The sequence below is a fragment of the Allobosea sp. 05T439 genome (assembly GCF_056396005.1).
Genome location: NZ_JBFTKP010000004.1, coordinates 250,678 through 277,268 on the forward strand (window position 1 = coordinate 250,678; position 26,591 = coordinate 277,268).

Annotated in this window: 26 protein-coding genes; 3 read left to right on the top strand and 23 right to left on the bottom strand. The window is 65.6% G+C overall.

Annotated elements, in window-relative coordinates; all coding sequences use genetic code 11:
- Positions 1 to 12: 12 nt before the first annotated feature.
- Genes AC1DIO_RS06710 through yajC form a run of 4 tightly spaced genes read right to left on the bottom strand, consistent with a single transcriptional unit; the run spans position 13 to position 3,333 of the window.
- Positions 13 to 390 carry an Mth938-like domain-containing protein gene (locus AC1DIO_RS06710; RefSeq protein WP_441505972.1) on the bottom strand — a complete coding sequence of 126 codons (378 nt, stop codon included), beginning with the start codon at positions 388 to 390 and terminating at the stop codon, positions 13 to 15.
- Positions 391 to 410: 20 nt separating this feature from the next.
- Complete coding sequence (gene secF / locus AC1DIO_RS06715; RefSeq protein WP_441489709.1) at positions 411 to 1,364, bottom strand: protein translocase subunit SecF; 954 nt, start codon at positions 1,362 to 1,364, stop codon at positions 411 to 413.
- Positions 1,365 to 1,392: 28 nt separating this feature from the next.
- On the bottom strand, positions 1,393 to 3,003 hold the full coding sequence (secD, locus tag AC1DIO_RS06720; RefSeq protein ID WP_441505973.1) for a protein translocase subunit SecD: 1,611 nt from the start codon (positions 3,001 to 3,003) through the stop codon (positions 1,393 to 1,395).
- 54 nt (positions 3,004 to 3,057) lie between these two features.
- A complete protein-coding gene (gene yajC, locus AC1DIO_RS06725) occupies positions 3,058 to 3,333 on the bottom strand; it encodes a preprotein translocase subunit YajC (RefSeq protein WP_441490031.1) in 276 nt (91 codons plus the stop codon).
- 383 nt (positions 3,334 to 3,716) lie between these two features.
- Here yajC and AC1DIO_RS06730 point away from each other — a divergent pair, with 383 nt between their 5' ends.
- Complete coding sequence (locus tag AC1DIO_RS06730; RefSeq protein WP_441489707.1) at positions 3,717 to 4,595, top strand: ATP-binding protein; 879 nt, start codon at positions 3,717 to 3,719, stop codon at positions 4,593 to 4,595.
- Between the two features lie 308 nt (positions 4,596 to 4,903).
- Here the strand turns inward: AC1DIO_RS06730 and AC1DIO_RS06735 are convergent, their stop codons facing one another.
- From AC1DIO_RS06735 to AC1DIO_RS06805, 15 genes are all read right to left on the bottom strand, one after another.
- Complete coding sequence (locus AC1DIO_RS06735) at positions 4,904 to 6,103, bottom strand: peptidoglycan DD-metalloendopeptidase family protein (protein ID WP_441489706.1); 1,200 nt, start codon at positions 6,101 to 6,103, stop codon at positions 4,904 to 4,906.
- A gap of 282 nt (positions 6,104 to 6,385) precedes the next feature.
- Entirely contained in the window at positions 6,386 to 7,054 is a 669-nt protein-coding gene (locus AC1DIO_RS06740) for a protein-L-isoaspartate O-methyltransferase family protein (protein WP_441489705.1), read from the bottom strand.
- Between the two features lie 29 nt (positions 7,055 to 7,083).
- Positions 7,084 to 7,845 (bottom strand): 5'/3'-nucleotidase SurE, encoded by a 762-nt coding sequence (gene surE / locus AC1DIO_RS06745; protein ID WP_069880263.1) that lies wholly within the window; start codon positions 7,843 to 7,845, stop codon positions 7,084 to 7,086.
- Between the two features lie 4 nt (positions 7,846 to 7,849).
- Positions 7,850 to 9,151 carry a serine--tRNA ligase gene (gene serS / locus AC1DIO_RS06750; RefSeq protein WP_441505975.1) on the bottom strand — a complete coding sequence of 434 codons (1,302 nt, stop codon included), beginning with the start codon at positions 9,149 to 9,151 and terminating at the stop codon, positions 7,850 to 7,852.
- A gap of 52 nt (positions 9,152 to 9,203) precedes the next feature.
- Positions 9,204 to 10,019, bottom strand: a complete 816-nt coding sequence (gene tatC / locus AC1DIO_RS06755; protein ID WP_441505976.1) for a twin-arginine translocase subunit TatC — start codon at positions 10,017 to 10,019, stop codon at positions 9,204 to 9,206.
- Positions 10,016 to 10,510: a Sec-independent protein translocase protein TatB gene (gene tatB / locus AC1DIO_RS06760; protein WP_441505977.1), complete on the bottom strand. Its 495-nt coding sequence runs from the start codon at positions 10,508 to 10,510 to the stop codon at positions 10,016 to 10,018. The genes tatC and tatB overlap by 4 nt, the downstream gene beginning before the upstream one ends.
- A gap of 47 nt (positions 10,511 to 10,557) precedes the next feature.
- The gene (locus tag AC1DIO_RS06765) at positions 10,558 to 10,800 is read right to left on the bottom strand and encodes a twin-arginine translocase TatA/TatE family subunit (protein WP_043232977.1); all 243 of its coding nucleotides are present in this window, start codon (positions 10,798 to 10,800) and stop codon (positions 10,558 to 10,560) included.
- Between the two features lie 66 nt (positions 10,801 to 10,866).
- Positions 10,867 to 11,907, bottom strand: coding sequence for an ABC transporter ATP-binding protein (locus tag AC1DIO_RS06770; protein WP_441479260.1), 1,041 nt, complete (start codon positions 11,905 to 11,907; stop codon positions 10,867 to 10,869).
- A gap of 219 nt (positions 11,908 to 12,126) precedes the next feature.
- Positions 12,127 to 12,828: an SMC-Scp complex subunit ScpB gene (scpB, locus tag AC1DIO_RS06775; RefSeq protein ID WP_441506015.1), complete on the bottom strand. Its 702-nt coding sequence runs from the start codon at positions 12,826 to 12,828 to the stop codon at positions 12,127 to 12,129.
- A 13-nt stretch (positions 12,829 to 12,841) separates the two neighbouring features.
- Entirely contained in the window at positions 12,842 to 13,660 is an 819-nt protein-coding gene (locus AC1DIO_RS06780; RefSeq protein ID WP_441505979.1) for a segregation and condensation protein A, read from the bottom strand.
- 46 nt (positions 13,661 to 13,706) lie between these two features.
- Positions 13,707 to 14,720, bottom strand: coding sequence for a beta-N-acetylhexosaminidase (gene nagZ, locus AC1DIO_RS06785; protein ID WP_476853270.1), 1,014 nt, complete (start codon positions 14,718 to 14,720; stop codon positions 13,707 to 13,709).
- Positions 14,721 to 14,874: 154 nt separating this feature from the next.
- Positions 14,875 to 15,972, bottom strand: a complete 1,098-nt coding sequence (locus AC1DIO_RS06790) for a TRAP transporter substrate-binding protein (protein WP_441505981.1) — start codon at positions 15,970 to 15,972, stop codon at positions 14,875 to 14,877.
- 201 nt (positions 15,973 to 16,173) lie between these two features.
- Entirely contained in the window at positions 16,174 to 17,823 is a 1,650-nt protein-coding gene (locus tag AC1DIO_RS06795; protein ID WP_441505982.1) for an SPOR domain-containing protein, read from the bottom strand.
- A gap of 99 nt (positions 17,824 to 17,922) precedes the next feature.
- Positions 17,923 to 19,689: an arginine--tRNA ligase gene (gene argS, locus AC1DIO_RS06800; RefSeq protein ID WP_441489698.1), complete on the bottom strand. Its 1,767-nt coding sequence runs from the start codon at positions 19,687 to 19,689 to the stop codon at positions 17,923 to 17,925.
- A gap of 45 nt (positions 19,690 to 19,734) precedes the next feature.
- Positions 19,735 to 20,970: a deoxyguanosinetriphosphate triphosphohydrolase gene (locus AC1DIO_RS06805; protein WP_476853271.1), complete on the bottom strand. Its 1,236-nt coding sequence runs from the start codon at positions 20,968 to 20,970 to the stop codon at positions 19,735 to 19,737.
- Between the two features lie 86 nt (positions 20,971 to 21,056).
- Here AC1DIO_RS06805 and AC1DIO_RS06810 point away from each other — a divergent pair, with 86 nt between their 5' ends.
- Positions 21,057 to 21,407, top strand: coding sequence for a HesB/IscA family protein (locus AC1DIO_RS06810; RefSeq protein ID WP_441505984.1), 351 nt, complete (start codon positions 21,057 to 21,059; stop codon positions 21,405 to 21,407).
- A 216-nt stretch (positions 21,408 to 21,623) separates the two neighbouring features.
- On the opposite strand, the gene AC1DIO_RS06815 is transcribed toward AC1DIO_RS06810, so the two are convergent.
- Both AC1DIO_RS06815 and AC1DIO_RS06820 read right to left on the bottom strand, forming a co-directional pair.
- A complete protein-coding gene (locus AC1DIO_RS06815) occupies positions 21,624 to 22,238 on the bottom strand; it encodes a cold-shock protein (RefSeq protein WP_441489695.1) in 615 nt (204 codons plus the stop codon).
- 138 nt (positions 22,239 to 22,376) lie between these two features.
- On the bottom strand, positions 22,377 to 23,132 hold the full coding sequence (locus tag AC1DIO_RS06820; protein ID WP_441505985.1) for an SIR2 family NAD-dependent protein deacylase: 756 nt from the start codon (positions 23,130 to 23,132) through the stop codon (positions 22,377 to 22,379).
- Positions 23,133 to 23,232: 100 nt separating this feature from the next.
- Here AC1DIO_RS06820 and AC1DIO_RS06825 point away from each other — a divergent pair, with 100 nt between their 5' ends.
- Complete coding sequence (locus AC1DIO_RS06825) at positions 23,233 to 24,417, top strand: aminotransferase (protein WP_441505986.1); 1,185 nt, start codon at positions 23,233 to 23,235, stop codon at positions 24,415 to 24,417.
- Between the two features lie 60 nt (positions 24,418 to 24,477).
- Here the strand turns inward: AC1DIO_RS06825 and AC1DIO_RS06830 are convergent, their stop codons facing one another.
- Together AC1DIO_RS06830 and AC1DIO_RS06835 are read right to left on the bottom strand one after the other, a co-directional pair.
- Positions 24,478 to 24,870 carry a hypothetical protein gene (locus tag AC1DIO_RS06830; RefSeq protein WP_441505987.1) on the bottom strand — a complete coding sequence of 131 codons (393 nt, stop codon included), beginning with the start codon at positions 24,868 to 24,870 and terminating at the stop codon, positions 24,478 to 24,480.
- Positions 24,871 to 24,947: 77 nt separating this feature from the next.
- Positions 24,948 to 26,477 carry a UxaA family hydrolase gene (locus tag AC1DIO_RS06835; protein WP_069880244.1) on the bottom strand — a complete coding sequence of 510 codons (1,530 nt, stop codon included), beginning with the start codon at positions 26,475 to 26,477 and terminating at the stop codon, positions 24,948 to 24,950.
- Positions 26,478 to 26,591 lie beyond the last annotated feature (114 nt).

A 26,591-nucleotide genomic window follows, 5' to 3' on the forward strand; every position in this document is an offset into this window, starting at 1 on the left:
CCGCGCGCCCTGCTACTCAACCGCGATCAGCGCCGCCGCTACACGCCGGTCTTCGCCGACGAGAACATTGTAGGTCCGCGCCGCAGCCCCCGTCGCCATACCCTCGATGGTGATGCCGACCTCGCGAAAGCGCTCGCGCAAGGCTGCGGGCACGAAGGCGATGTCGTGTCCGGTGCCGATCAGCAGGAAGTCGATCGCATCTGCAGCATCKAGAACGGGCTGGAGGCTCTCGATCGTCACCTCCGCGAAAGACGAGACCGGCCAGATATGGACTCCAGCCGGCAAGGCCAGGATCGAGCCGCGATGGCTCATATCGGCAAACCGGAACCCGCCCGCTCCGAAGGCATCGATCTGATGCCGCCCGGGAACGAAACCTTCAAAGCGTGGCATGATCAGGGCGCTCCGCCCGCTCAGCTCGCCTTCGGCTTGGCTCCGGCCGGAACCTTCTCTTCGACATCCGCATCAAGGCGCCCGGCGCGCACATCGAGATAGAGCAGCACGGGTGTCGAGATGAACATCGCCGAATAGGTGCAGACCACCACGCCGAAGAGCATGACGAGCGCAAAGCCTTCAATCGCCGTGCCGCCGAAGAGCACCAGCGCGATGAGCGAGAGAACGGTCGTCGTGGCGGTCATTGCGGTGCGCGACAGCGTCGAGTTGACCGAGAGGTCGAGCAGTTCCTGGACCGGCATGGTCTTGTAGCGGCGCAGCAATTCGCGCGTGCGGTCGAACACCACCACGGTCTCGTTCAGCGAGTACCCGACGATCGTCAGAATCGCCGCGATCGAGGTCAGGTTGAATTCGAGCTGCGTGATCAGGAAGAAGCCGACGGTCAGCACGATATCGTGCAGGGTGCCGACGATCGCGCCGATCGCGAGCTGCATCTCGAAGCGGAACCAGAGATAGATCAGCACGCCGACAATGGCGAGCACGACGCCGAGCGTTCCGGCCTGGACCAGCTCGCCCGACACGCGCGGACCGACGGTCTCGACCCGACGGAAATCATGCGTACCCGCGAAAGCCTCGCGTGCCTTCGCGACCACGGCCTGCTGGGCCGTTTCGCCGCCGGGCTGCAGCGCAAAGCGCATCGAGATGTCGCCGGCGCTGCCGAATTCCTGGACCTCGACTTCGCCGAAGCCGAAACCATTGGCCGTATGGCGGACCGAGGCGATCTCGGCCTTGCCGGCCTTGGACTGCATCTCGATCAGCGTACCGCCGCGGAAGTCGATGCCGAAATTCAGCCCCACCGTGAGGAAGAGCACCAGGACGAGAATCGAATAGGCCGCCGAGAACGGATAGCTGAAGCGCCGGAAGCGGACGATCTTGAAACGGGTATTGTCGGGAACGATGCGAAGCAGACGCATGCGCGTATCTCCTGTCGGGTCGGCAGCGTCAGAACGGAAGGGCCTTGGGCCGAGCCCAGCGATACCACAGCGCGATCAGCATCCTGGTCAGCGTCACGGCCGTGATCACGGTCGTCAGAATGCCCAGGATGAAGACCACGGCGAAACCGCGCACCGGTCCCGAACCCAGTGAGAACAGCGCAACCGCTGCGATCAGCATGGTGACGTTCGAGTCGATGATCGTCGCAAAGGCTCGTTGGAACCCAGCTTCGAGCGCCGAGACCAATGAGCGGCCCATATGCGATTCCTCGCGCATGCGCTCATAGATCAGCACGTTGGAATCGACCGCCGTGCCAATGGTGAGCACGATGCCGGCGATGCCCGGCAAGGTCATGGTTGCCCCGAGCAACGACATCAGTCCGAAGATCAGGCAGACATGGACGAGCAGCGCCACGCTCGCGATGACCCCGAAGACCCCATAGGTCAGGACCATGTAGAGGATCACGAGCGCGGTCGCGATCAGCGTCGCCATCTTGCCCGCCTGGATCGAGTCCTGACCAAGGCCGGGGCCGACGGTGCGCTCCTCGACGATCGTCATCTTGGCCGGAAGGGCGCCGGCGCGCAGCAGGATCGCCAGGTTGTTCACGGACTCAACCGTGAAATTGCCAGAGATCTGGCCAGAGCCGCCGGTAATCGGCGACTGGATGACCGGGGCCGAGATCACCTTGTTGTCGAGCACGATTGCCAGCGCCCGCCCGAGATTCTCGGTCGTCGCCTGGCCAAAGCGCTGGGCGCCACGGATATTGAAGCGGAAATTGACGATTGGCTGGCTGGTGCGCTGGTCGAAGGCAGGCTGCGCGTCGATCAGGTCTTCGCCCTCCACGATGACCTGACGGCTCACCGGCACAAGCTGACCGCCGGCGTCCTGCGAGGGCAGCATGTCGACATCACCGCTGTTCTGGTCGGCGACCATGCGGAACTGCAGTTTGGCGGTGTCGCCAAGGATGTGCTTCAGCCGTTGCGGGTCCTGCAGGCCCGGCACCTGGACAAGAATGCGATCAAGTCCCTGGCGCTGGATATTTGGTTCGGTGGTGCCGAGCGCGTCGACGCGTCGGCGCAACACTTCCATGGCCTGCTCGACGGCACGACGCACGCGCTCATTGGCCCCTGCCTCTGTCAGCTGGAGCTGAACGAGGCCGTCAGGCTGCTCGGAGACCTCGATCGACTGGGTGCCCGAAGGACCGAAGGCGCCGAGCGTACCGACCGGTTGCGCCAGCTCGCGAAGCTTCGGCATCAGCTTGGCACGGTCGCTTGCCTCCGGCACACGCACCTGCACGCCACGCGCGGTCAGGCCGATACCGCCCTGAAAGGCGATGCGCTCCTCGCGCAGGATGCGCCGCATATCGTCGCGAAGCTGCGTCACCTGCGTCTTGATCAGGTCCGCCCTGTCGATTTCAAGCAGAACATGCGAGCCGCCCTGCAGATCGAGGCCAAGCGTCACGGCATGGATCGGCAGCAGGAACCGCGGAATCCAGGACGGGGCGCCCTGCTCGATCGCCTTTCGGGTCTCGGGCGAAAACAGGTTCGGCAAAGCCAGCCCGCAACCGAAGAGCAGGACGAGGAGAACCGCGATGACCTTGCGGGCCTGGAAACGAAGCATCTGCGTGAACAGCCTTGTTGTCGCGCGCCGACCCTGTCAGGGCCGGGACGCCATTCAGCTCTTGACCGGCTCGCTCTTGGAGCGGACGTCCTGGATCATGCCCTTGACCAGCCGGACGCGAACGCCATCGGCAATCTCGGCCTCGATCTCGCCGTCGTCGATCACCTTCGAGACCTTGGCCACGATACCGCCCGAGGTCACGACCGTGTCACCACGCCGCACGTTCTTGATCATCTCCTGATGCGTCTTCACCCGCTTCTGCTGCGGGCGGATGATCAGGAACCACATGATCACGAAGATCAGCACGAACGGAACGAAGCTCATCAGCATTTCGGGCGTTCCGCCGCCGATACCTTGGGCAAATGCAGGGGTAATCACAAAAAGGCTCCTTCACAGCGGCGGCGCGGGCGCGCCTGCCGTCGATGCGGTTGCGGCTTCTTCAGGTCAAAAATCGCGCGGACTATAGCCAGAGACGCCGTTAAATCAATTGTTGGCGCGGCGACGAACCGACCGCGTCGCTTCACCTATGAGCTTGCCGGCATGCGCGCAATGGCCTTGTCCGATTCAGCTTGGCATATTCCATAGAGTTCGTTCCGAAGAATGGCTGTCATGGCTCTCTGACAGGAAACCCCGAACATTGAGCCGCGCCTCCCCTGGGTCGCCTGGCTCGACGTCTCAGCTTGAACACCGCTCGCGCGATAGGCTTTGTCCCGATGACCACCGGCTCTCCCGATCTGAACCTCGAAACTCTCCTCCGCATCGCCTCGGCGCTGGAGCGCCTCGCGCCGCCGGCGCGAAGGGCAGCGGACCTCACTGCCGCCGACGCCTTCGTCTGGCATCCAGCGGCGGCGGACCTGGCTCCCGTCGCCAGGGTCAACCGGGTCGAACTCTCGCTGCTGCGTGGCGTCGACCGGGTCCGTGACACGCTGGCGGAGAACACCGAGCGCTTCGCCCATGGACTGCCGGCCAACAACGTATTGCTCTGGGGGGCGCGCGGCATGGGCAAGTCGTCGCTGGTCAAGTCCGTCCATGCCGACACCAACAAGCGCCTCGCCGGCAAGGCTCTGCCCCTGAAACTGATCGAGATCCACCGCGAGGACATCGAGAGCCTGCCGGCTCTGATGGCCATGCTGCGGCAGGACAAGCACCGCGCCATCGTCTTCTGCGACGACCTCTCCTTCGATGGCCAGGACACCTCCTACAAGTCGCTCAAAGCGGCGCTGGACGGTGGCGTCGAGGGCCGCCCGGACAATGTCGTATTCTACGCCACCTCGAACCGTCGCCACCTGCTGCCGCGCGACATGATGGAGAACGAGCGCTCGACGGCGATCAACCCCGGCGAGGCCGTCGAGGAGAAGGTCTCGCTCTCGGACCGCTTCGGCCTCTGGCTCGGCTTCCACAAGTGCAGCCAGGACGAGTACCTGGAGATGATCAACGGCTATGTCAGCCATTTCAGCCTGACGATCGCACCCGATGAGCTTCGTCGCGAAGCGCTGGAATGGGCGACCACACGCGGATCGCGTTCGGGGCGCACCGCCTGGCAGTACATCCAGGACCTGGCGGGCCGGCTCGGCCAACGGCTCGACGGCTGAGCCGCGCAAGACCATCGCCGCGGGCGGCATGCCCGCGGCCTGATGGAAATAAGCCGGTGTTCTCCGGTGGATAGACGGCGTTCCGGATTCAATCTGGCAGCGTCGCCAGGCTCGGGCCGGATGTTCGGCGCCATGGGGGCGTAGGCCGAGCCACAGAATGAAAACGGCGGGACGGCCTTTCCTGGGACCGTCCCGCCTTGTTTCGATCAGCGGGGTCTCGCGGGAACTGATCGAAGGTGAATGCTTCTGCGTGTCTCCGGACGGAAGTGAGAGCTCAAACCCTGAGGCGGCGTCAGACCAATTCTGGATCAGTTGTTCAGGTAGGGAACCGGATCGACCGGCGACGATCCCTTGCGCAGCTCGAAATGCAGCTGCGGCGAAGAGACGTTGCCGCTCTGGCCCGATTTGGCGACGACCTGGCCGCGCTTCACCGTCTCGCCGCGCTTCACGTTCAGCTCGCCGTTATGGGCGTAGGCCGAGACGTAGCCGTTCGGATGGCGGATGAGCACGAGATTGCCGTAGCCCTTGAGTTCGCTGCCGGCATAGGCGACGACGCCGCCTTCAGCCGCCTTGATCGGCGTTCCCTCAGGCACGGCGATGTTGATGCCCTCATTTGACCCCTTGCCGCCATAGCCGGCAATGACACGGCCGCGGGCCGGCCAGCGGAAATCGGCCTTGGCGGAGGCATCCTCCTCCTTCGGCAGGCTTGCGGTGGTCTTGGGATCGGGCGTCGGCTCCGGAGCCGACTTCGGCACGGCGCTGACCTTCTCTTCGGCCGGAGCGCTGGCAACCACGACCGGCTTGGTCTTCGTCGGAGTCGGCGTCGCGACAGGAGCAGGCGTCGGCGCCTTCGCCTCGACCACCGGCTTCGTCTTGGCCTTGGCTTCGGCCTTCACCTTGGCCTCGGCGGCGAATTTGGCGCGGGCGTCACGCATGGCCTGTGCATCGGCCACAGCCTTTGCCTTGGCGTCGGCCGCAGCTTGCGCCTTGGCTTCGGCAGCGGCCTGGGCCTTCGCCTTGGCGTCGACCGGCACCGCAGCGACGCGTGCCGGCACCACAGGCGCACGCGGCGCCGCCACTGGAGCGGGGCCAGGCACGAAACGCGGCGCTTCGGTGCGCGCATCGCTCTGCGGCGACGCCACCTGGGCCATCTGCTGCGGCGCAGCACCACCACCGGCATTGTAGACCGGGATCGTCAGCCGCGAGCCGGGAGCAACGTTCGCGCTCGAAAGCCCGTTCGCCGACATCAGCGCTGAACGCGGCACGCCGTAGCGCGAGGAGAGGACATCGAGCGTTTCGCCCTGGGCGACGACGATCGGCGTGCCACCCTGGGCCGACCAGCCATTGGCGCTACCGACGACAGGCGCCGGAGCTGCGCTACGCAGCGCAACGGCCGATTGCGGCGGCGGCAGGGGCTGGGCGCGGACCGCCCCGACAGACGGAGCCGGCGAAGACATCGGCGCGCTGGCGCTGCGCCCGATCGAGCCGGTCGTTGCCGGATCACGCATGGCAGGCGCCTGCGCGGTCCTGAAGGGATTGCTGAAGGGTGCCTCAGTGAAGCGCATCGTGTCCGACGAACACGCGCTGACACTCAAGGCGAGCGCGCAGACCGTCGACAGGCGAAGGGCAACGCTGGACTTGAATCCGACTTGGCTACGCATGGACAAGATACTCGCGAACAACGCAACTCGATGAAGGGGATTAAAGCCCCGTTCAGGTTACGAAAACGTTTCGCGCGTGCTTTGCCTCTTCACATTTTTGAGCCGGGGCCGGCTTTCTTCAGCCGCGGTTCAGAGTGCCCGGGCCAAGCCCGGGATCAGCGGCGGCAGGCGCAGGACCGGGCCGAGCGCATGATCATAGGCACTGTCATCCGTCCGCGTGACCACCACCCGACGTGATACGCCTTCAACCCTGAGCGCCCCGACCAGCCGCCCGCCGACCGAAAGCCGCGCCAGCAGGGCCTCGGGAACGGAATGGGTGACGCCATTGACCAGGATTCGGTCGAATCGGCCGAGCGTTCGGTCCGGCTGGAAACCGTCAGCGTGCCGGAGATCGACCATTTTTGCGTAGCCGCTGCCGCCGATGCGCTCATGGGCAGCAAGCGCAAGCGTGCGGTAGCGCTCCAGCGAGACCACCTCTCCGCCCATGGCGGCAAGCAGAGCCGAGACATAGCCGGAGCCGGTGCCGACCTCGAGCACACGGGCGGAGGGCTCCATCTCCAGGGCACTGACGAGATTCGCCACCGTATGCGGGGCGGTCATCGTCTGCCCGCAGGCGAGCGGCACGGAAACGTCCTGGCGGGCGAGGTCGGCAAAGCGGGTCGGCGCGAATCGCTCGCGCGAGACCTTTTCCATCGCCCGGAGCACGGCGAGATCGCGCACGCCCCGTGCCCTCAGCGATAGCAGGAATGCGACGGTTCGCTCACCCTCGCTGCCAGGCGCCTCCTCGGCCTCGCTCATCGCCGCCCCCAATTACCCCCGGTTCGGAATCAGGCAAAAACCTGTGCGAATCGGGTCAGCGTCGGCTCATGCGTGAGGTCGAGTTCGAGCGGGGTGATCGAGATCTTCTGCTCGGACAGCGCCCTCAGATCGGTGCCGTTGGCGGGTTCCTTCCGGCTGCGCTGGAAGGCGATCCAGAAATAGGGATTGCCGCGTCCGTCATGGCGGGGCTCGAGCCGCACCAACTCCTGGTCGCGCCGGCCCTGGACCGTCACCGCCACGCCCGCAACCTCGCTCGGCGCGACATTCGGGAAGTTGAGGTTGAACAGCACGCCCTCGGGAATCCCCTCCTCCAGCAGCCGGCGGATGATGCCTGGAGCATGGTGCTCGGCGCAGTCCCAGTGGATCTGGTGCCGCCCGTCCGGCCCGTAGGCCTGGCTGACCGCGATCGACGGGATGCCGAGCAGCGTACCCTCCATCGCCGCTGCGATGGTGCCGGAATAGGTCACGTCCTCGGCGACGTTCTGACCGCGGTTGACACCGGACAGAACGAGGTCGGGTCGCGCATCGAGCATGATCGAGCGCGCCGCCATGATCACGCAATCGGTCGGCGTGCCGGCAACGGCGTAACGCTTGTCCGAGATCTTGCGCTGGCGCAGCGGATTGCTGAGCGAGAGCGAATGCGCGACGCCCGACTGATCCGTCTCGGGCGCCACGACCCAGACATCGTCCGACAGCTGCGCCGCGATGCGCTCCAGCACCGCAAGGCCTTCGGCATGGATGCCGTCATCATTGGTGACTAGGATACGCATGGAGTCAGGCCGCCTTCTCGATGCGGGTTACCCCGCGCATGTAGGGAACCAGTGCGTCGGGTACCGTGATCGAGCCGTCGGCGTTCTGGTAGTTTTCCATCACCGCGATCAGCGCGCGGCCGACCGCCGTGCCCGAGCCGTTGAGGGTGTGCACGAAGAACGGGCCCTTGCCGTCCCGGGTCTTGTAGCGCGCGTTCATGCGCCGGGCCTGGAAATCGCCGCAGACCGAACAGGACGAGATCTCGCGATAGGTCTTCTGCCCCGGCAGCCAGACCTCGATGTCCCAGGTCTTCTGGCTGGCAAAGCCCATATCGCCGGTGCAGAGCGTCATCACCCGATAATGCAGGTCGAGCTTCTTCAGGATCGCCTCCGCCGCGGCGAGCATGCGCTCGTGCTCCTCGCGCGACTTTTCCGGCAGCGTAATCGAGACGAGCTCGACCTTCTCGAACTGGTGCTGGCGCAGCATGCCGCGCGTATCGCGCCCGGCCGAGCCGGCTTCGGCCCTGAAGCAGGGGGTCAACGCGGAATAGCGACGCGGCAACTCCTCCTCGGAGAGGATCGATTCGCGCACGATATTGGTAAGCGGAACTTCGGCAGTGGGGATCAGCCAGTGATCCTCGCCCGCCCGGAACTGATCGTCGCGGAATTTGGGTAGCTGCGCGGTTCCGAACATCGCCTCATCCCGCACCATCAGCGGCGGGTTGACCTCGGTATAGCCGTGCTCCTCGGTATGGGTATCGAGCATGAACTGGCCGATCGCGCGGTTGAGCCGCGCCAGCCGCGCGTTCAACACGACGAAGCGCGAGCCCGAGAGCTTGGCCGCCGTCTCGAAATCCATCTGGCCGAGCGCTTCGCCGAGCTCGAAATGCTCTTTCGGCTGGTTGACGCCAATGAGACGCTTCCCCTCCTCCGGCTTGGTGCCATGGACATGCAGCACGACGTTACCGTGCTCGTCGGCGCCCTCGGGGACATCGGCATTCGGTATGTTGGGGATCGCCGCGAGCTGTTCGCTCAGCGCTTCGACGGCCGCCTTCTCCTCCGCTTCGAGCGCCGGCTGAGCGTTCTTCAGCGCCGCAACCTCAGCCTTCAGCTTGTCGGCAAGCGCGACGTCCTTCGCGCCCATCGCCTTGCCGATCTCCTTGGAGAGCGCATTGCGGCGTTCCTGCGTGGCCTGCGCCTTGGCGATGGCCGAACGACGGGAATCGTCGAGCACAAGCAGCGAGGACGAGAGCGGCGCAAGGCCCCGCCGTTTCAGCCCGGTATCGAACGCCTCGGCGTTCTCGCGAATCCATTTGATGTCGTACATCGCTGCTCAACCTATCGCGCATCCCAATCGATGCGCGCGAGCCGCGATCGGATCAGGCGTCGCCTGCTTCCTCGGCCGCTTTCGCAGCCTGCCGCTTCTTCTCGACATAGCGCACCGAGAACACCGAAAGCTCGTAGAGGAGCAGCATCGGCACGGCAAGCATGAGCTGGGAGATCACATCCGGCGGCGTCAGCACGGCGGCGACCACGAAGACGAAGACGATGGCGTAGCGCCGCTTGTCCTTGAGGAAGGCCGAATCGATAATTCCGGCTTGCCCGAGCAGGGTCAGGATCACCGGCAGCTGGAACGAGATGCCGAAAGCGAAGATCAGCGTCATGATCAGCGAGAGATACTCACTGACCTTCGGCAAGAGCGCGATACCGGCCTGCCCGTCCGTCGCCGCCTGCTGCATGCCGATCGAGAACTTCATCAGCACGGGCATGGCGAAGAAGAAGACCAGCGCGGCGCCGAGGCAGAAGAAGATCGGCGTCGCGGCCAGATAGGGCGCGAAGGCCTGTTTCTCGTTCTTGTAGAGGCCCGGCGCCACGAATTTGTAGACCTGCGTGGCGATCACCGGAAAAGCGAAGAAACCGGCGCCGAATGCCGCCACCTTGATATGGGTGAAGAGCAGCTCGAGCGGGCCGGTATAGATCAGCTGCGCGTTGCCGTTCGGCCCGGCAGCCCAGACATAGGGCTGCACCAGCACGTTGTAGATCTGCGTCGAGAACGCGAAGCAGATGAAGAACATGATCAGGAAGGCGATCAGCGACTTGATCAGCCGCGCCCTCAGCTCGATCAGGTGCTCGATCAGCGGTGCGCGCGAGGCCTCGATGTCGTCCTCGCCTTCCCTCGGGTTGGCGACGCTCATGCCGGGCTCCCTTCATCCGGCTCACTGACCTTGGCCTTTTTCGTCGAAGCGCGCTTGCGCGGCGCCTTCGGCTTGACCTCGGGTTCAGGCTCCGGTTCCGCGATCGGCGCGGGCTCTATGACGATTTCGGGCAAGGGCTCGGGCCCCGGCAAGGCCGCGAGCGTAGCCTCCGCTTCCTTCAGCGCCGCGTCGTCGCGGACACCGGAGGCGGGTGTGCTGAAATCGTCCTTGATCGGATCGATCGGTTTGAAATCGGTATTGAGCGCGCTCTGCACCGAACCACCGACATCCTCGACCTGCTTCTTCAGATCGTCCAGTTCAGCTTCGCGCATCGCGTCGTTGAACTGGGTCTGAAACTCGCCGGCCATACGGCGAATCTTGCCGATCGCCTGCCCGGCGGTCCGCATGGCTTTCGGCAGATCCTTGGGGCCGATCACGACGAGCGCAACCGCCCCGATCAGCATCAATTCGCTCCAGGCGATGTCGAACATCGACGGCTCGTCCTCTCAACCCCTCGCCGCTCGCTGGCGGCGCGGCGTCAGGCCTTGTGTTCGGCCTTCGCCGTGGCGGAATTGGCAGGCTGCGCGTGATCGATGATCTTCGGGTCAGCCGTGGTCGCAGCAGGCGGCGGCGTGGTCGGCTCGTCTTCGGCCATGCCCTTCTTGAACGACTTGATACCCTTGGCGACGTCGCCCATCAGTTCGGAAACCTTGCCGCGCCCGAACAACAGCATCACGATGACGCCGACGACGATCCAGTGCCAGATACTGACGCCACCCATGGCAAACTCCTCCGAATTCCAGTGCGGCGCAGGCTCCCCACCCGCGCCAAGTGCTTGTGCCGGAACCTATGTGTCMCCCGAGGCGAACACAAGAACTTCGTCCGACTGAATATCGATACCGATGTCCTCGCCTTCCCGGATCGAGCCCGGCAGCGAGACCCGTCCGACCAGCGGCTTTTCAAGCCCGCCGACGGCCAGCAGCAAATGGTCGACCTCACCCAGAAAGCGCCGCATCACCACGCGCGCCGGCAGGCAGAACCCCTTTGGCACCAGCCTGATCGCATGCGGCCTGACGCAGACCACGGCCTCCTGCCCATCGGCAAGGCCCGGTGCCGCAAATCTCCCGACCGGCGTCTCCACCGCGCCACGCTCGGCTATGCCGCTGATCTCGGTAAAATCGCAGAAAAATCGGGCCGCAAAGAGGCTGACGGGCCTCCGGTAGAGCTCCTCGCCAGTCCCGATCTGGACGATCCGCCCCGATCGCATCAGCACGATCCGATCGGCGATCCGCATCGCATCCTCGGGATCGTGCGTGACGATGATCGAGGTCGCCCCGGTTTCCTGCAGCAATGCGGCGGTTTCGTCCCGCACCACATCGCGCAAGCGCCGGTCGAGATTGGAGAAGGGCTCGTCCATCAGGAGCACGCCGGGGCGCGGCGCCACCGCTCGCGCCAGCGCCACGCGCTGCTGCTCGCCGCCTGAAAGCATATGTGGATAAGCCTCGGCCAGATCCGCCAGGCCGACACGGGCAATGGCACGCAGCGCCGTCGCCTTCGCCGAGGCATCGTCATAGCCGCGCAGGCCGAAGCGGACATTCTCGAGCACGTTGAGATGCGGGAACAGCGCGTAATCCTGGAAGACCAGACCAACGCCGCGCTTCTCCGGCTCGACGAAGGCGTCGGGAGCCGAAACGTCCTGACCTTCGAGCAGCACTTTGCCCGAGCTGGGCCGTTCGACGCCCGCCGCGAGGCGGAGCAGCGTCGTCTTGCCGCAGCCCGATTGCCCGAGCAGAGCCACGATTTCACCCGGCGCGATCGCGAGCGTCACGTCCTCGAGCGCCGTCACATCACCGAAGCGCTGGGTGACGCCTTCGAAGGCGAGCGACATTGGAATGGCCGCGCCCGCTGTCCCGCGCCTGCCCCAACTCAGCCACCGCGCCACGCCCTCGCTACGCGCCAAAGAATGCTCCATCGAAACCACGCGTCAGCCCGGCGAAGCGCGGCTGAGAACCGGCGTCCATGCCGAACCTCGGTCGCAAGCGCGCGGCCATGGACCCATGGATCCCTGCGGTCGCCCGGGACGACAATCAGGGACTGTCCCCCGATTTCACTCGTCCGGGGTGTGGGGCGGCCCGTCGCCGTCGTCAAGCGGGGTAAAGAGGTCCCCAAGCGGATCCTCATCCTCCTGCAGGTCGAGACCATCATCGGGGATCGGCACGGTCAGGTCCTTCGAGAGCCGCCCCTCGATGAAGCCCGAGCCCTTCAGTTCGTCCAGGCCAGGGAGGTCGTCGATGCGGTCGAGCCCGAAATGATCAAGGAAGCCCGGCGTCGTGCCGTAGGTCACAGGCCGGCCCGGCGTCCGACGCCGCCCGCGCAGCCTGACCCACCCGGCTTCGAGCAGGATGTCGAGCGTACCTTTGGCGGTGGCAACGCCCCGGATCTCCTCGATCTCGGCCCGTGTCACCGGTTGATGATAGGCAATGATCGCCAACACCTCGAGCGCCGCCCGCGACAACTTGCGCGGCGGCTCCGCCTCGGCCGCCAGCAGGTAGCCGAGGTCCGGTGCGGTCCGAAACGCCCATTTTCCGGCGACCTGCCGCAAATTGACGCCACGCGTCGCGTAGATGTCTGTGAGTCGGGCAAGGAGCTGCCGTACGGCGACGCCGGACGGCACGGAATGGCGGAGTTCCTCTTCCGAGAGCGGTGCAGCCGATGCGAAGAGCAGCGCCTCGACGATGCGCAGCGACTGGGCGAAGAGCTGCGCCTCGCTCCCCACGTCATCGTCGATCCGCTCAGGCGCCGCAGACATCGTCACCGAGCCATCATAGCGGCAGGGTCGGCGGCCGCGCCGAGCGCCGCCGGATATAGAGCGGCGTGAAGGCACCATCCTGGCGCAGATCGAGAATTCCCTCGCGCACCATCTCCAGCATGGCAGACAGCGCGGAGGCACGAACGGTCGCGCGCATTTCGCTTTGCGGCAGCCCGTGGCTCGCCATGTAGCGGGTCAGGTAGGGGTCGATCGCCGTCCAGTCCGCCGCCTCGCCGACCAGTCGCTGCAGGACCTCCCGCGCCTCGACCAGGGACCAGACCATGCGATGCCCGACGGAGATATGGCTTTGCGCCCGCTTCTGGCGCTGCTGGCCATAGGCCGAGAGCAGATCGTAGAGTTCGGCCTCCCAGACCGGGCGGGCGCCGGCAACGATCGGCTCCGGCGCACCACGGGCGAAGACGTCCTGTCCCAGCCTTTCCCGGGACGCCAGCCGCCGCGCCGCCGCGCGGATCGCCTCCAGCCGGCGCAACCGCAAAGCCAGCGCCGTCGCCAGATCCGCGGCACTCGGCCCCTCGCCCTTCGGTGGTTCGGGCAAAAGCAACCGCGACTTCAGATAGGCGAGCCAGGCCGCCATCACGAGATAGTCAGCGGCAAGCTCAAGCCTGAGCGCCCTCGCCTGCTCGACGAAGGCTAGATACTGCTCGGCAAGCGCCAGGATCGAGATGCGGTGCAGATCGACTTTTTGCCGCCGGGCCAGGTCGAGCAGCAGGTCGAGCGGGCCTTCATAGCCGTCGACATCGACGAGCAGCGCCGGCTCGCCGTCAGTGCGTGCCGGCCTGGCCTCGTCCTCGAACGGCAGTTCGGCGTCCATTCCCGCCGCATCCCCAAGCTGTCACCCCTGAGAACGCAGGTTCCGACTATCGGCCGCCCAACGCAAGGGCGCTGGTCAGCCGGGCGCGCGCAGCCTCCACATCGAGCGGCTCGGGCTCATGCCGGATCCGGGCGAGCGCCATCGCGGCGCGGCGGGCCMGTGCCCCCGTCATGTCCGGCACAGCGCCGGCAACGGCGATCATCTCCTCCATGATGCCGTGGCAATGCAACACGACGTCGACCCCGGCGCGGATCGCCGCCCGCGACTTCTCCGCGAAGCTGCCTGAGAGCGCCTTCATCGAGATGTCGTCGGTCATGATCAGGCCGTCGAAGCCGAGTTCGCCGCGCATGATCTCCTTGACGACCCGACGCGAAACCGTGGCCGGATGCCTTTGATCGAGTGCCGTGAACACGACATGTGCCGTCATTGCCATCGGCATGTCGGCGAGATGTCGGAACGGCCGGAAATCATGCCCGCGCAGCGCCTCGAGCGAGGCGTCGACGACCGGCAGGTCATGATGGCTATCGGCCCGCGCCCGGCCGTGGCCGGGCATATGCTTGACCACGGGGATCACCCCGCCCGCCAGGAGTCCCTCCGCCGCCGCGCGGCCGAGGCGCGCGACCATGTCGGGGTCATGGGCATAGGCGCGGTTGCCGATCACGTCATGGCTGCCGGAGACCGGCACGTCGAGTACCGGCAGGCAATCGACATCGATGCCGACGGCCTTGAGATCATGCGCCATCAGCCGTGCCGAGAGCCGCACGATCTCGCGCTGTTGCACGGGGTCGTTGATCCCAAGGAAGGCTTGCGCCGGCGGATAGGCCGGCCAGTGTGGCGGCCCCATCCGCTGCACCCTGCCACCCTCCTGGTCGATCAGGATCGGCGCATGCCAGCCCACGGCCTCCCGCATTTCCGCGGTCAGCGCCGCGGTCTGTTCCGGGGTCTGGGTGTTGCGTTTGAAGACGATAAAGCCCCAGGGCCTGGCATCGCGGAAGAAGGCGCGTTCGTCAGGGGTGAGGCTGGTGCCGAGGCAACCGGCAATGAAGGCGCGGGATTTCATGAAGCAGGCCCGAGGCGGATTGCAAAGCAGCGGAAGCCGTCTTCTCGCATGATTCCCGCTCTGGCGCCTTAACGGAAGAAGCCCGGGACCAACTGGCCCCGGGCTTCGCTCTCGACCTATTTGGCAGAGCCCAGGAGGCTCAGCACATCGAGGCTCAGCGCATCTGCTGCGCCATGCCGGCGTTGAACGCGTCGAAGGGCAGTTCTGCGACACGGAACCAGAGCTGTTCCTTGCGCCAGTAAGGCAACCACGAATCATAGAAGGTCTTGAAGGCCGGATTGCTGGCCGCAAGCTCGCCATAGAGCGCCTGCGCTTCCTTGAAGGCGGCGACCATCACGTCCTGCGGAAACGGCCTGAGCTCAGCGCCGCTGGCGACGAGGCGCAGCAGGGCGTCGGGATTGCCGTGGTCATATTTCGCGACGCAAAGCGCGTTGGCCTCGGCGCAGGCCGCTTCCACGATCGCCTTGTACGAAGCGGGCAGCGCGTTCCACTTCTCCAGGTTCACGATGAAGCTGACATTGGCGCAGCCCTCCCAGAAGCCGGGATAGTAATAGTACTTGGCGACGCGCTGGAAACCGAGCTTCTCGTCGTCGAGCGGACCTGAGAATTCGGCTGCGTCGATCGTGCCGCGCTCCAGCGCAGGATAGATATCGCCACCGCCGATCTGCTGCGGCACGACGCCCAGCTTCGCCAGGATCGTGCCACCGAGGCCGGCAATCCGGAACTTCAGGCCCTTCAGATCCTCGACCGTCTTGATCTCCTTGCGGAACCAGCCACCCATCTGCGCGCCGGTATTCCCCGAGGGGATGGTGTGGAGGTTGTAGGTCTTCATGAAGGCGCGGCAGAGCTCGAGCCCACCGCCCTGATAGAGCCAGGCATTGTGCTGGCGGGTGTTCAAGCCGAAAGGCAGCGAGGTCTCGAAGGCGAAGGCCGGGTTCTTGCCAATGTAGAAACTCGACAGCGTGCTGCTGCACTCGACGGTGCCGTTCTGGACKGCATCGAGCGCCTGCAATGCCGGCACGATCTCACCCGGCGCGAAGACCTGGATCTGGAACTGGTTGTCCGTCGCTTCCGCGACGCGCTTGGCGATCTGCGTGCTGATGCCGAACAGCGTGTCGAGGCTCTTCGGGTAGCTCGAGGTCAGGCGCCAGCTGACCTTCGGCTGGGCCTGCGCGATGGCCGGCGCAGCGATGGTCACGCCACCGGCTGCGACTCCGGCGCCTGAGGCCTTGACGAAAGTACGGCGATCCATGGATGTCCTCCTGAGTTCGGTGTCATCGTTTCAGGGCATGCCCTACCCGGATTCGACGCGTGCGTCTTTGACCGCGATCCCGGACGCCCAGCCCCTGCCAACACAGCACGACATAACACCGCCCCCTGTCCGCGACACACGGCAAAGGAAAACCGCCGGTGGCAGAAGCCACCGGCGGTCTGATCATCTCGAAGTTGGCAATCAGTTCTTGGCGATGAAGCACTGGCCGCCGGCAGCCTGAAGCTGCGTGCACATCGTTGCCGCATCCTCGCGGGAATACGGCCCGATGCGCAGGCGATAGACGGTCTTTCCGCCAGCGAGATCCGTCTTCTTGACGATCGGCGACTGGCCGCCGAGCTGGCCGGGATATTTGCGCTGCAGGGCCGCGAATGCGGCGCGTGCTTCCGCTTCGCTGCCGGGGGCAGCGAGCTGCACGGCAAAGTCGCCGGTGCCGCTACGGATCGCGGCGGTCGCCGGAGCAGGCGTCGCAGCGGGAGCCGGTGTCGGAGCAGCACTTGCAACACGCACCGGCGCGGCCGGAGTGGTCGCCGGCGCAGGGGTCGCGACGCGCTCCTGAGCCTTCGGAGCTTCAGGCGCCACGGCCGGCGTCGCAGCCGTACGCTGCCGCGGCGGATTGGTGCTCGCGGTCGAGGATGGATTGAGCGGCAGGTTCCCGCCGAGCCTGGTCGGCGCTGCGCCGGTCGCGAGCCCTGACGCGCCGTTGCTATAGGCCGCGTTCGCGCCGGGCGGAGGCGCCGGCGTGCCATCGGGACGGATCGAGACGGTACGCACCCGGCGCGGCTCGCCGAGGCCTGGTACGCTGGACGTTGCGATCAGACCAGCTTCGGCCGGCGAGACGGAGCCGCGCTCGGGAGCCGCCGGAGCCTGGGCCAACGGATTGCCGTTGGCGCCTGCCTGCGGCGTCGAGCCGAGCCCCGGCATGACCATCCGGCCCGGCATCGTGCGTGCCGCCTGCTGGATATCGACCGGCTGCTCCTCCCGGCTGACGACCTTGGTCGGGTTCGACGGGCTGTCCCCAGCACGCTCGTAAATCTGCTTGTTCTGATTCGGAATCTCGGCGCCGCCGGGATTGGTCGGCGCAACCTTGCTCGGGCCGCCATCGGCCGCGATGACCGGCGGCTGGCCGTCGCTTGTCACGGACGGACCGCGCAGGCCCATGTAGCCGCCGACGCCGATCACTGCGACGGCAATCGCGGCAGCGGCAGCCCAAAGGCCCTTGCGCGAGCGCCGCGGCGGCAGATCCTGATAATCGTCTTCGGCCATCAGCGGCGGCTCGGGATAGTCCGCCTGCGTGTCGTGGCCGTAATCCTGATATTGCGCGTTGCCACGCTCCTCGTCGAGGTCACGCGCATCATGCGCGGCAGGCCGGGCGGGCTCCGACCGTGCAGTGCGATAGGGCTCCGGCTGTTCGACCGGCGTCGGAACATAGACCGCAGCCTGCCGGACCGGTTCGGCGGCAGGTGCCGGGCGGGCGATATCCCCGCGGCGAAGCAGCGCCTCGAACTCGTCGAGTGCCCCCAGCATATCGGCCGGCGGCTGTGCATTGTTGGCGGCAACAGGCTGCTGAGCCGGTGCCTGGGCAAAAGAAGGCTCCTGGCGCTGCCGGGCGCCCGGCCAGGCTCCAGCGGCGGCCGCTTGCTGCTGCACGGGAGCGGCAGCGGCCCGCGGCGAGAAGAGTTCCTTCAGGGGGTCATCCTGACCGACGATTCGGGTCAGCTCGACAAGCGGGTCGACAGACGCCCCTGCCTTTGGAGGCTGAGCCGCGCCGCGCAGCTGACGCTCGAGGTCATCGAGGTCGAGGGCGAAACGGTTCCTAGCTGGCTCACTCATGGTATGATCCATTCCAGCGCTGTCGGCGCCCGAATGGAACGCCGAACTCTACGCAAGGTCAATCTGACCGACTTTGCGCGCCGCCGGCGATCCTGGCCGTCAACGCATTTCTTCCGGCGCCGCAACCCCGACGACAGCCAGACCGGAGGCAAGGACGCTGCGCACCGCGTGCACGAACGCCAGTCTTGCTACCGTGGATTCTCGATCAGTTTGATTAACGAACCGTAATTGCGGCGAGTCTTTGCCCTTGTTCCAGAGCGAGTGGAACGCGCTCGCCAGCTCATGGACGAAGAATGCGACGCGATGCGGCTCATGTGCGCTGGCCGCTGCATCGATCATTCTTGGATAGGCAGCGATCATCTTGATGATGCCGATCTCCGCCTCGTCGGTCAGGCGCGACAGGTCCGCCTGCGCCAGCACCGCGGGCGACAGATCGATGCCCGGGAACGCCTCGCGCGCCTGCCGGAAGATCGAAGCGCAGCGTGCATGGGCATATTGGACGTAGAAGACGGGATTGTCCTTCGACTGCTCGACGACCTTGGCGAGATCGAAATCAAGCGTCGCGTCGTTCTTGCGGAAGATCATCATGAAGCGCACCGCATCGCGGCCGACTTCGTCGATGACTTCGCGCAGCGTCACGAAATCCCCGGAGCGCTTCGACATGCGCACCTGCTCGCCATTGCGCAGCAGCCGCACGAGCTGGCAGAGCTTGACGTCGAGCGAGCCCTCTCCATGCGTCACCGCCTTCACCGCGGCCGACATGCGCTTGACATAGCCGCCATGATCAGCGCCCCAGACATCGATCATCTCGGCGAAGCCGCGAACGAATTTCGAGCGGTGATAGGCGATGTCATTGGCGAAATAGGTGTAGCTGCCGTCCGACTTGAGCAGCGGCCGGTCGACATCGTCGCCGAACAGCGTGGCCCGGAACAGGGTCTGCTCGCGGTCTTCCCAGTCCTCGTCCTTTTGCCCCTTGGGTGGCGGAAGCCTGCCTTCATAGATCAGGTCGCGCGAGCGCAGGTCCTCGATCGTCTCGCGCACGGCATCGATATTGCCGTCGACCGCCTGAAGCGAGCGCTCCGAGAAGAAGACGTCGTGAACGACCCCGAGTGCAGCGAGATCGTCCCGGATCATCGCCATCATGCCGTCGATCGCGGCAGCGCGCACCGCCACCAGCCATTCGGACTCGTGCTTGCCCCGCAGGCTCTCGCCATAGGTCTTGGCCAGGCTCTCGCCGACCGACTTGAGATAGTCGCCGGGGTAGAGTCCCTCCGGGATCGCCCCGATCTCCTCGCCCAGCGCCTCGCGGTAGCGCAGGAAAGCGGAGCGGGCGAGTACATCGACCTGCGCGCCGGCATCGTTGATATAGTACTCGCGGCTGACCGCGTGGCCGGCAAAGGCGAGCAGGCTCGACAAGGCATCGCCGAAGACAGCGCCGCGCCCGTGGCCGACATGCATAGGCCCGGTCGGATTGGCCGAGACATATTCCACATTGATCTTCGGATCGGGCCGGAGCGCACCGCGGCCGTGATCCAGTCCGGCCTCGATCGCGGATTTCAGAATCCCCGTGAAGACGGCCGGCTGCAGCGTCAGGTTGATGAAGCCCGGCCCCGCGATCTCGGCCTTCGCCACGTCCGGATCACGCGCGAGCTCATCAACCAGCAAGGCTGCCAGAGCGCGTGGGTTGGTGCCGGCCTCCTTGGCGAGCACCATCGCGGCATTGATCGCAAGATCGCCATGGGCCGGGTCCCGCGTCGGCTCGACGACGACACGGGCGAAGGACAGCCCGGTCGGGATGGCGCCGCGATCTGCAAGCAGGGTCAGGGCGCTGTTGATGCGCGCGGAAAAGGTCTCGAACAGGTTCATTGCGACCGCAAGAATACGAAAACTGGAAGGAACAAGTGCCCGGGCCTATCGCAGCGACGGGGTCGCGTCAAACAGGCGGCGATGCTCGTCGAGCGCGTACCAGTCGGTCATACCGGCAATATAGTCGGCAATCCGGCGGGCCTTGCGGGGCTCGTCGAGCTCCGTCATCCCAGCCGCCCAGTCGGGCGGCATCGCCTGCGGCGCCGCAGCAAAGCGCGTGAAAAGGTCGCGCACCACGTCGGCTGCCTGCTGGCGAATGACCCCGACCCGTGGGTGCCGGTACATGTTGGGATAAAGGAAGGCCTTGATCTGGCGATCGGCCGTCGTGATCATCTCCGAGAAGGCGACAACGGGCTCTCCCGCCCGGCGGATCGCATCGGCATCAGTTGGCGCCAGCGCGGCAATGAGCTCCTGGGAGCGCCCGATCACATCCTCGACGAAGCGCGTGATCACCCGGCGCACCAGCTCGTTCGTGGCGCGGGAGGTCTCGAGGCCAGGATGCAACCGCTCGATCTCGTCGAGCAGATCCGCCAGGAACGGCACGACGCGAAGCTCCGCATGCCCGAACAGCCCAGCCCGCAAGCCATCATCGATGTCATGAGCGTTGTAGGCGATGTCGTCGGCKAGCGCGGCGACCTGCGCCTCCGCAGAGGCATGGCTGTCGAGCCAGAGATCCTGCCGCTCCTGATACTCGACGATCGCCGCTGGGATACCAGTCTTCGCATAGCGKGCAGTCGGCATGCCGTCGGGGTCGATCAGCGGGCCGTTATGCTTGACCAGCCCTTCCAGCGTCTCCCAGCTGAGGTTGAGCCCGTCGAAACCGGCATAGCGATGTTCGAGCCGGGTCACGATTCGCAGCGTCTGGGCGTTGTGATCGAAACCACCGAACTTGTGCATGCAGGCATCGAGGGCATCCTCACCGGTATGCCCGAACGGTGTGTGGCCAAGATCATGCGCCAGCGCCAGAGCCTCGGCCAGATCCTCGTCGAGGCCGAGCGCCCGGGCGAGTGCACGCGCGATCTGCGCCACCTCGATCGTATGCGTCAGGCGGGTACGGTAATGATCTCCCTCATGCGAAACAAAGACTTGCGTCTTGTGCTTCAAACGGCGGAAGGCTGTGGAATGAATGATCCGGTCGCGATCGCGMTGGAAATGGCTGCGCGTCGGTGACGCCGGCTCCGCGATCAGGCGGCCGCGGCTCTGGCTCGAACGACAGGCATAGGCCGCGCGCCAGCGGTCGCCGGGCTCGCGGTCGGATGAAGGGCTCTGTGGCTGCGGCATGGCGGACCTATCGACGCCCCCTGCTTGTACAGGCGCTGCGGCGCAATTACCTTCGCAGACAACAAAGGTGCAAGGAGCATCTGCCTATGACGACCGATCTTCAGGTCAATCCGCGTGGCATCGCCGTCACCGGCAAGGCCGCGAATCGCATTGTCGCGGTGATGGCGAAGGAGCCGCCCGGCTCGATGCTGCGCGTCAGCGTCGCCGGTGGCGGCTGCTCGGGCTTCCAGTACATCTTCGATGTCGACCACGAAAAGGCGCCGGGCGACCTCGTGATCGAGCGCGACGGCGCAACCGTCCTGATCGACGAGTCCTCGCTGGACCTGCTCGAAGGCTGCACGATCGATTTCGTCGATGATCTTGTCGGCCAGTCCTTCAAGATCACCAATCCGAACGCGACCAGCTCCTGCGGCTGTGGGACGTCGTTTGCGCTCTAGCGGGTCGGCAATGGGCAGCAGGGCCTGATGACGGGCCGTGCCTGACGCCATTCTCCCGAAGCAGCTGACGATTCTCGGCGAAACGCGCAGATCACCTCGCGCGCGAGAGGCGAGTTCATGGCCGCCGCTGTCCGACGCCGGGCGCTCGGCGCCCACAAAAAGGAAAAGGCGCCCTGACGGCGCCTCTTCCTTGGTCTGCGATCTGATTGTCGGCGCTCAGTGCGAGCTGATCGCGCCGCCCTGCTCCAGCCTGATCTCGGCCGCCATCAGGCCCTTCGGTCCAGGTCCGTAGCGCACCAGCACCGTCTGGCCGGGGATGAGCTCCACGATGCCGTAGCGGCGCAAGGTTTCCATATGGACGAAGATGTCCGGAGCGCCCTCGCCCTTCGAGACGAAACCGAAGCCGCGCAGGCGATTGAACCACTTCACCACCATGCGCTCGAGCCCGCTCGTCGGAGCAACCGAGACATTGGTGCGTGCCAGCGGCATCTCCGCCGGATGGCGCCCGGCCGAGGTATCGATCGACATCACGCGCACCGCCTGACGTCCGCGCGCCTTCGCGATCGCTTCCAGAACGATGCGGGCCCCTTCGGCGATGGCGTTGAAGCCATCGCGCTTCAGGATGGTGACATGGACGAGCACGTCGGCACCGCCATCCTCAGGAACCACGAAACCGTAGCCCTTGCTGACATCGAACCACTTGACGTAGCCCACGACCTCGACGCTTGCGTCGTGATCGAAGCCTTCGCCTCCGTCCAGCCGCATGATGCGGTTGAGTGATTGAATCGGACCGACCGGTGGCCGCCCGCTCTCACCGAACTCGTCGGACATGTCCCGCTCATCTCCGCGCGAACTGTTTGATTCGTGCCGATACGATACCATCGGTTCGAAGGCGCGATACAGCCGGCTTGGCGTCATCCACATCATCGCGATGGACACCGCGGCAGATTGGCAACGCTTTTGGCGCGCTCAGCCTGCCAGCCGGCCAAGCGCGGGGCCGATCTCGGCCCGCACCACGAGATCGGCGATCGCGTCGGGCTCCGTCGGTTCGCGATTGATGATCACGAGCTTCGCTCCATTGCGCTTGGCGATCGCCGGAAACGTCGCAGCCGGAAACACCACCAGCGACGAGCCCGCAACGAGGAAGAGATCCGCCCGCATGGTCAGCGCATGCGCCCGTCGCATCGCCGCTTCCGGCATGGCCTGGCCGAACGAGATCGTCGCGGACTTCACGATGCCGCTGCAGATGATGCAGCGCGGCGGCTCTCCGCTTGCCTCGAAGGCCGGGCGGATCGCGGCCAGTTCATGCCGCCAGCCGCAGGTCAGGCAGGTGGCATAGGTGCCGTTGCCGTGCAGTTCGATGATCCTGTCCTCGGGGATGCCGGAATCCTGATGCAGCCCGTCGATATTCTGCGTGATCACTCCGGGAGAGCGACCCTGGGCCACCAGATTAGCAAGTGCCTTATGGCCGCGATTGGGCATCGCACCGGCAAAATGGTCATCCATCGCGAACTTGCGCCGCCAGGCTTCGACGCGCGCCTCGCGGCTGGCGACGAAAGCGTCGAACGGGATCGGTCTGTGGATCATCCAGGGCGAGCCGGGCGACCGGAAATCCGGCACGCCGGATTCGGTCGAGATCCCGGCACCGGTGAAACTGACGATCACGGCAGCGCGGTCGAGCAGCGCGTGGAGTTCGTCGATCGCGTCGTTGGTCTCGTTCTGCATGGGCCCACTCGTCCGCCTTCGCCGCTGCCTATATGAGCGCTGCCCCGTGCTGCGGCCAAGCCGATTGACGCGGAGCCGGACGCGCCTCAAAGCTGCCGTCATGCTCCAGACTGTCCGCCCCACGCTGAACCCCGACCTTCTCGACACCGGCACGCCGCCGATCCCGCAGGCGCAGGGTTGGGCTCGTTCCTATGACGGCCACTCCGGCCCGCTGATCGATCTTTCGCAGGCTGTGCCAGGCTCGCCACCACCCGCGTCCCTGCTGCAGCGCCTTGGCGAGGCCGCCGCCCTGCCCGATCTGACACGCTACGGCGCGATCACCGGCGATCTTTCGCTGCGTGAAGCCTATGCCGCCGAGATCGGCAGGATCTATGGCACTCCATTTGCGTCGACCGAGATCGCCATCACCTCCGGCTGCAATCAGGCCTATGTCGTGACCATGATGGCGCTCGCCCGGGCAGGTGACAATGTGCTGCTGCCGACGCCCTGGTACTTCAATCACGAGATGACGCTGACAATGCTCGGCGTCGAAGCGCGCCCGCTCCCCTGCGATCCGGCTTGCGGCTTCGTTCCGGATGCCGAGCAGGCGGAAAGCCTGATCGATGCAAAGACCCGCGCGATCGTGCTGGTGACGCCCAACAATCCGACCGGCTCGGTCTATCCGCCCGAGACCATTGCGGCCTTTGCCGCGCTCTGCGCGAGGCGCGGAATCTGGCTCGTCATTGACGAGACTTATCGCGACTTCCTGCCGGACGGAGTGAAGGCGCCGCATGAGATCTTCGCCACAAGCGGCTGGCGGGATTCCGTGATCGGCCTCTACAGCTTCTCAAAGGCCTATGCCGTGCCAGGCTGGCGCCTTGGCGCCATCACCGCCGGAGAGGCGGTCGTAGAGCAGATCGGCAAGGTGCTGGACTGCGTCCAGATCAGCCCCGTGCGGGCCGGCCAGCAGGCGGTTGCCTGGGGCATCGACGGCATTCGCGACTGGCGCGAGACCAACCGTGCCGAGATCAATGCACGGGCCGGCGCCTTCCGTGCCGCGATGGCGCCACTGAACGGCTGGCAGGTGCTCGCAGCCGGGGCCTATTTCGCCTATGTCGCGCATCCATTCGCAGACGTGCCCGCGGCAGAGGTGGTGCGGGCCCTGGTCGGGGAGCGTGGCGTGCTCGCCCTGCCCGGCCCCTATTTCGGCCCCGGGCAGGAACAGCATCTGCGCATCGCCATCGCCAATGTCGGCAAGGAACGGATCAGCGACATCGGCGAACGGCTCTCGGGCTTTACGCTCTGAATGAAACTCGGGTCATCCCGGGTGGCCGATGGGCGACCGGGACGACCATTGGCCAGAACCTTACCGAAGCAGGGCGGCGTAGCGCTCGCGATAGGCGTAGACCAGCAGACCGCCACTGACGATCAGGATGAGTGCGACCGGCAGGCCCTGCGGATTGATGGTGAGGTGGAACAGCACGATCACGGCCATCACCGGCGCAATCAATGCGAGCCCCAGGGCCGGCACGATATTGAGAAGCAGGCTGAGCGCCCCGACAAGATTGACGCTTTTCAGAAAGGGCCAGAAGAAGCCTGAATTCTGCAGAGCGAGCTCGAATTCCATGCCCTTCGGCGAAGTCGGCGGATGGATCAGATGGCTCCCCGTCGCCAGGAACCAGAAACCGTCGACTGCGCTGACCAAGAAGATCAGGCCGAGCAAAAGCCGCGGCACGGTGACAAGCAGAATGTGCTTCATGAGAGCGCCCCCCAGCGCTTCCGTTTTGGACAGCGCGGCCGATGGAACCGCGCTCCCCTACCGTCAAACGACTGCGATCACATCGTTGCGCCGATCTGCCAGGGCACGAACTCGGCATCGCCATAGCCGAGCTGCTCGGATTTGGAGCGCTCGCCGGACGCAACGCGCAGCAGCGTCTCGAAAATCTCGCGGCCCTTCTCCTCCAGCGTCACGCCATCGAGGATGTCCCCGCAATTGATATCCATGTCGTCGATCATCTTCTCGTAGATCGGCGTATTGGTGGCGAGCTTGACCGAAGGTGTCGGCTTGCAGCCATAGGCCGAGCCACGCCCGGTGGTGAAGGCGAGAATATTGGCGCCTCCCGCGACCTGCCCCGTCGCCGCGACCGGGTCGTAGCCAGGCGTGTCCATGTAGACAAAGCCCTTCGATTTCACCGGCTCGGCATAGTGATAGACGGCCGCCAGCGTCTTGGTGCCGCCCTTCGCCGCCGCACCCAGCGACTTCTCCAGGATCGTGGTGAGCCCGCCCGCCTTGTTACCCGGCGAGGGGTTGTTGTTCATGCTCATGCGGGCGCGCTCGGTATACTCCTCCCACCACTTGATCACGCCGACGAGCTTCTCGCCGACCTCGCGCGTTGCAGCGCGGCGGGTGAGCAGGTGCTCGGCTCCGTAGATTTCGGGCGTCTCGGACAGGATCGCCGTGCCGCCATGCTCGACCAGGATGTCGACGGCAGCGCCCAGCGCCGGATTGGCCGTGATGCCGGAATAGCCATCGGAACCGCCGCATTGCAGGGCAAGCGTCAGCTCCGAGGCGGGTACCGTCTCGCGCACGGCGCGGTTGGCGATCGGCAGCATCACCTTCAGCGCCTCGATGCCGGCGGCGACGCTCTTCCTGGTGCCGCCCGTCTCCTGAATCGTCATGGTGCGGAAGATGTCGCTCTCCTCGACGCCATAGGCTTCCTTCATGCGCTTGATCTGAAACCCTTCACAGCCGAGGCCGACGACCAGCACCGCCGCCATGTTGGGGTTGCAGGCATAGCCCCAGGTCGTGCGCTTCAGCACCTCGAAGCTCTCGCCATTGTAGTCGATGCCACAGCCGGTGCCGTGGGTCAGCGCGATGACGCCGTCGACATTGGGGTAATCGGCCAGAATGCCCGAGCGCTTGACCTCCTCGGCCATGAAGCGCGCGACCGAGGCCGAGCAGTTCACCGAAGTGAGGATGCCGACATAGTTGCGGGTGCCGGCCCCACCGCCCTTGCGGCGAAACCCCTCGAACGTCGCCTGCTGCTCGACCGGCAGCACGAATTCAGGCTTCGCCTCGGCACAGAAATCATAGTCGCGCTCGAAGGCGTGGAAGCCGGTATTATGCTCATGCACCCATTCGCCAGGCGGGATGTCGACCGTGGCAAAGCCGATGATCTGGCCGAATTTGCGGATCGGCTCGTCCTTGGCAATTGGGGCCAGTGCGACCTTGTGGCCGCGCGGAATGCGTTTCAGGGCGACGACACCCGCTGCGGTGACGCCTGCATCGATCGGATCGACCGCGACCGCGACATTGTCGGCGGCATTGAGCTTCAGCGTACGCGGCGGCAAGACCTTGTCGAGCATGAGAGGAACCGTCTGCTTGGGGGTGGCGACCCAGGGCCGCGCTCGCCCAAGACATGCGCCTCTCCTGCGCTTTTTTCAATCGGTTGAAAGTAAGCCCGGCCTTGCATGCGACGC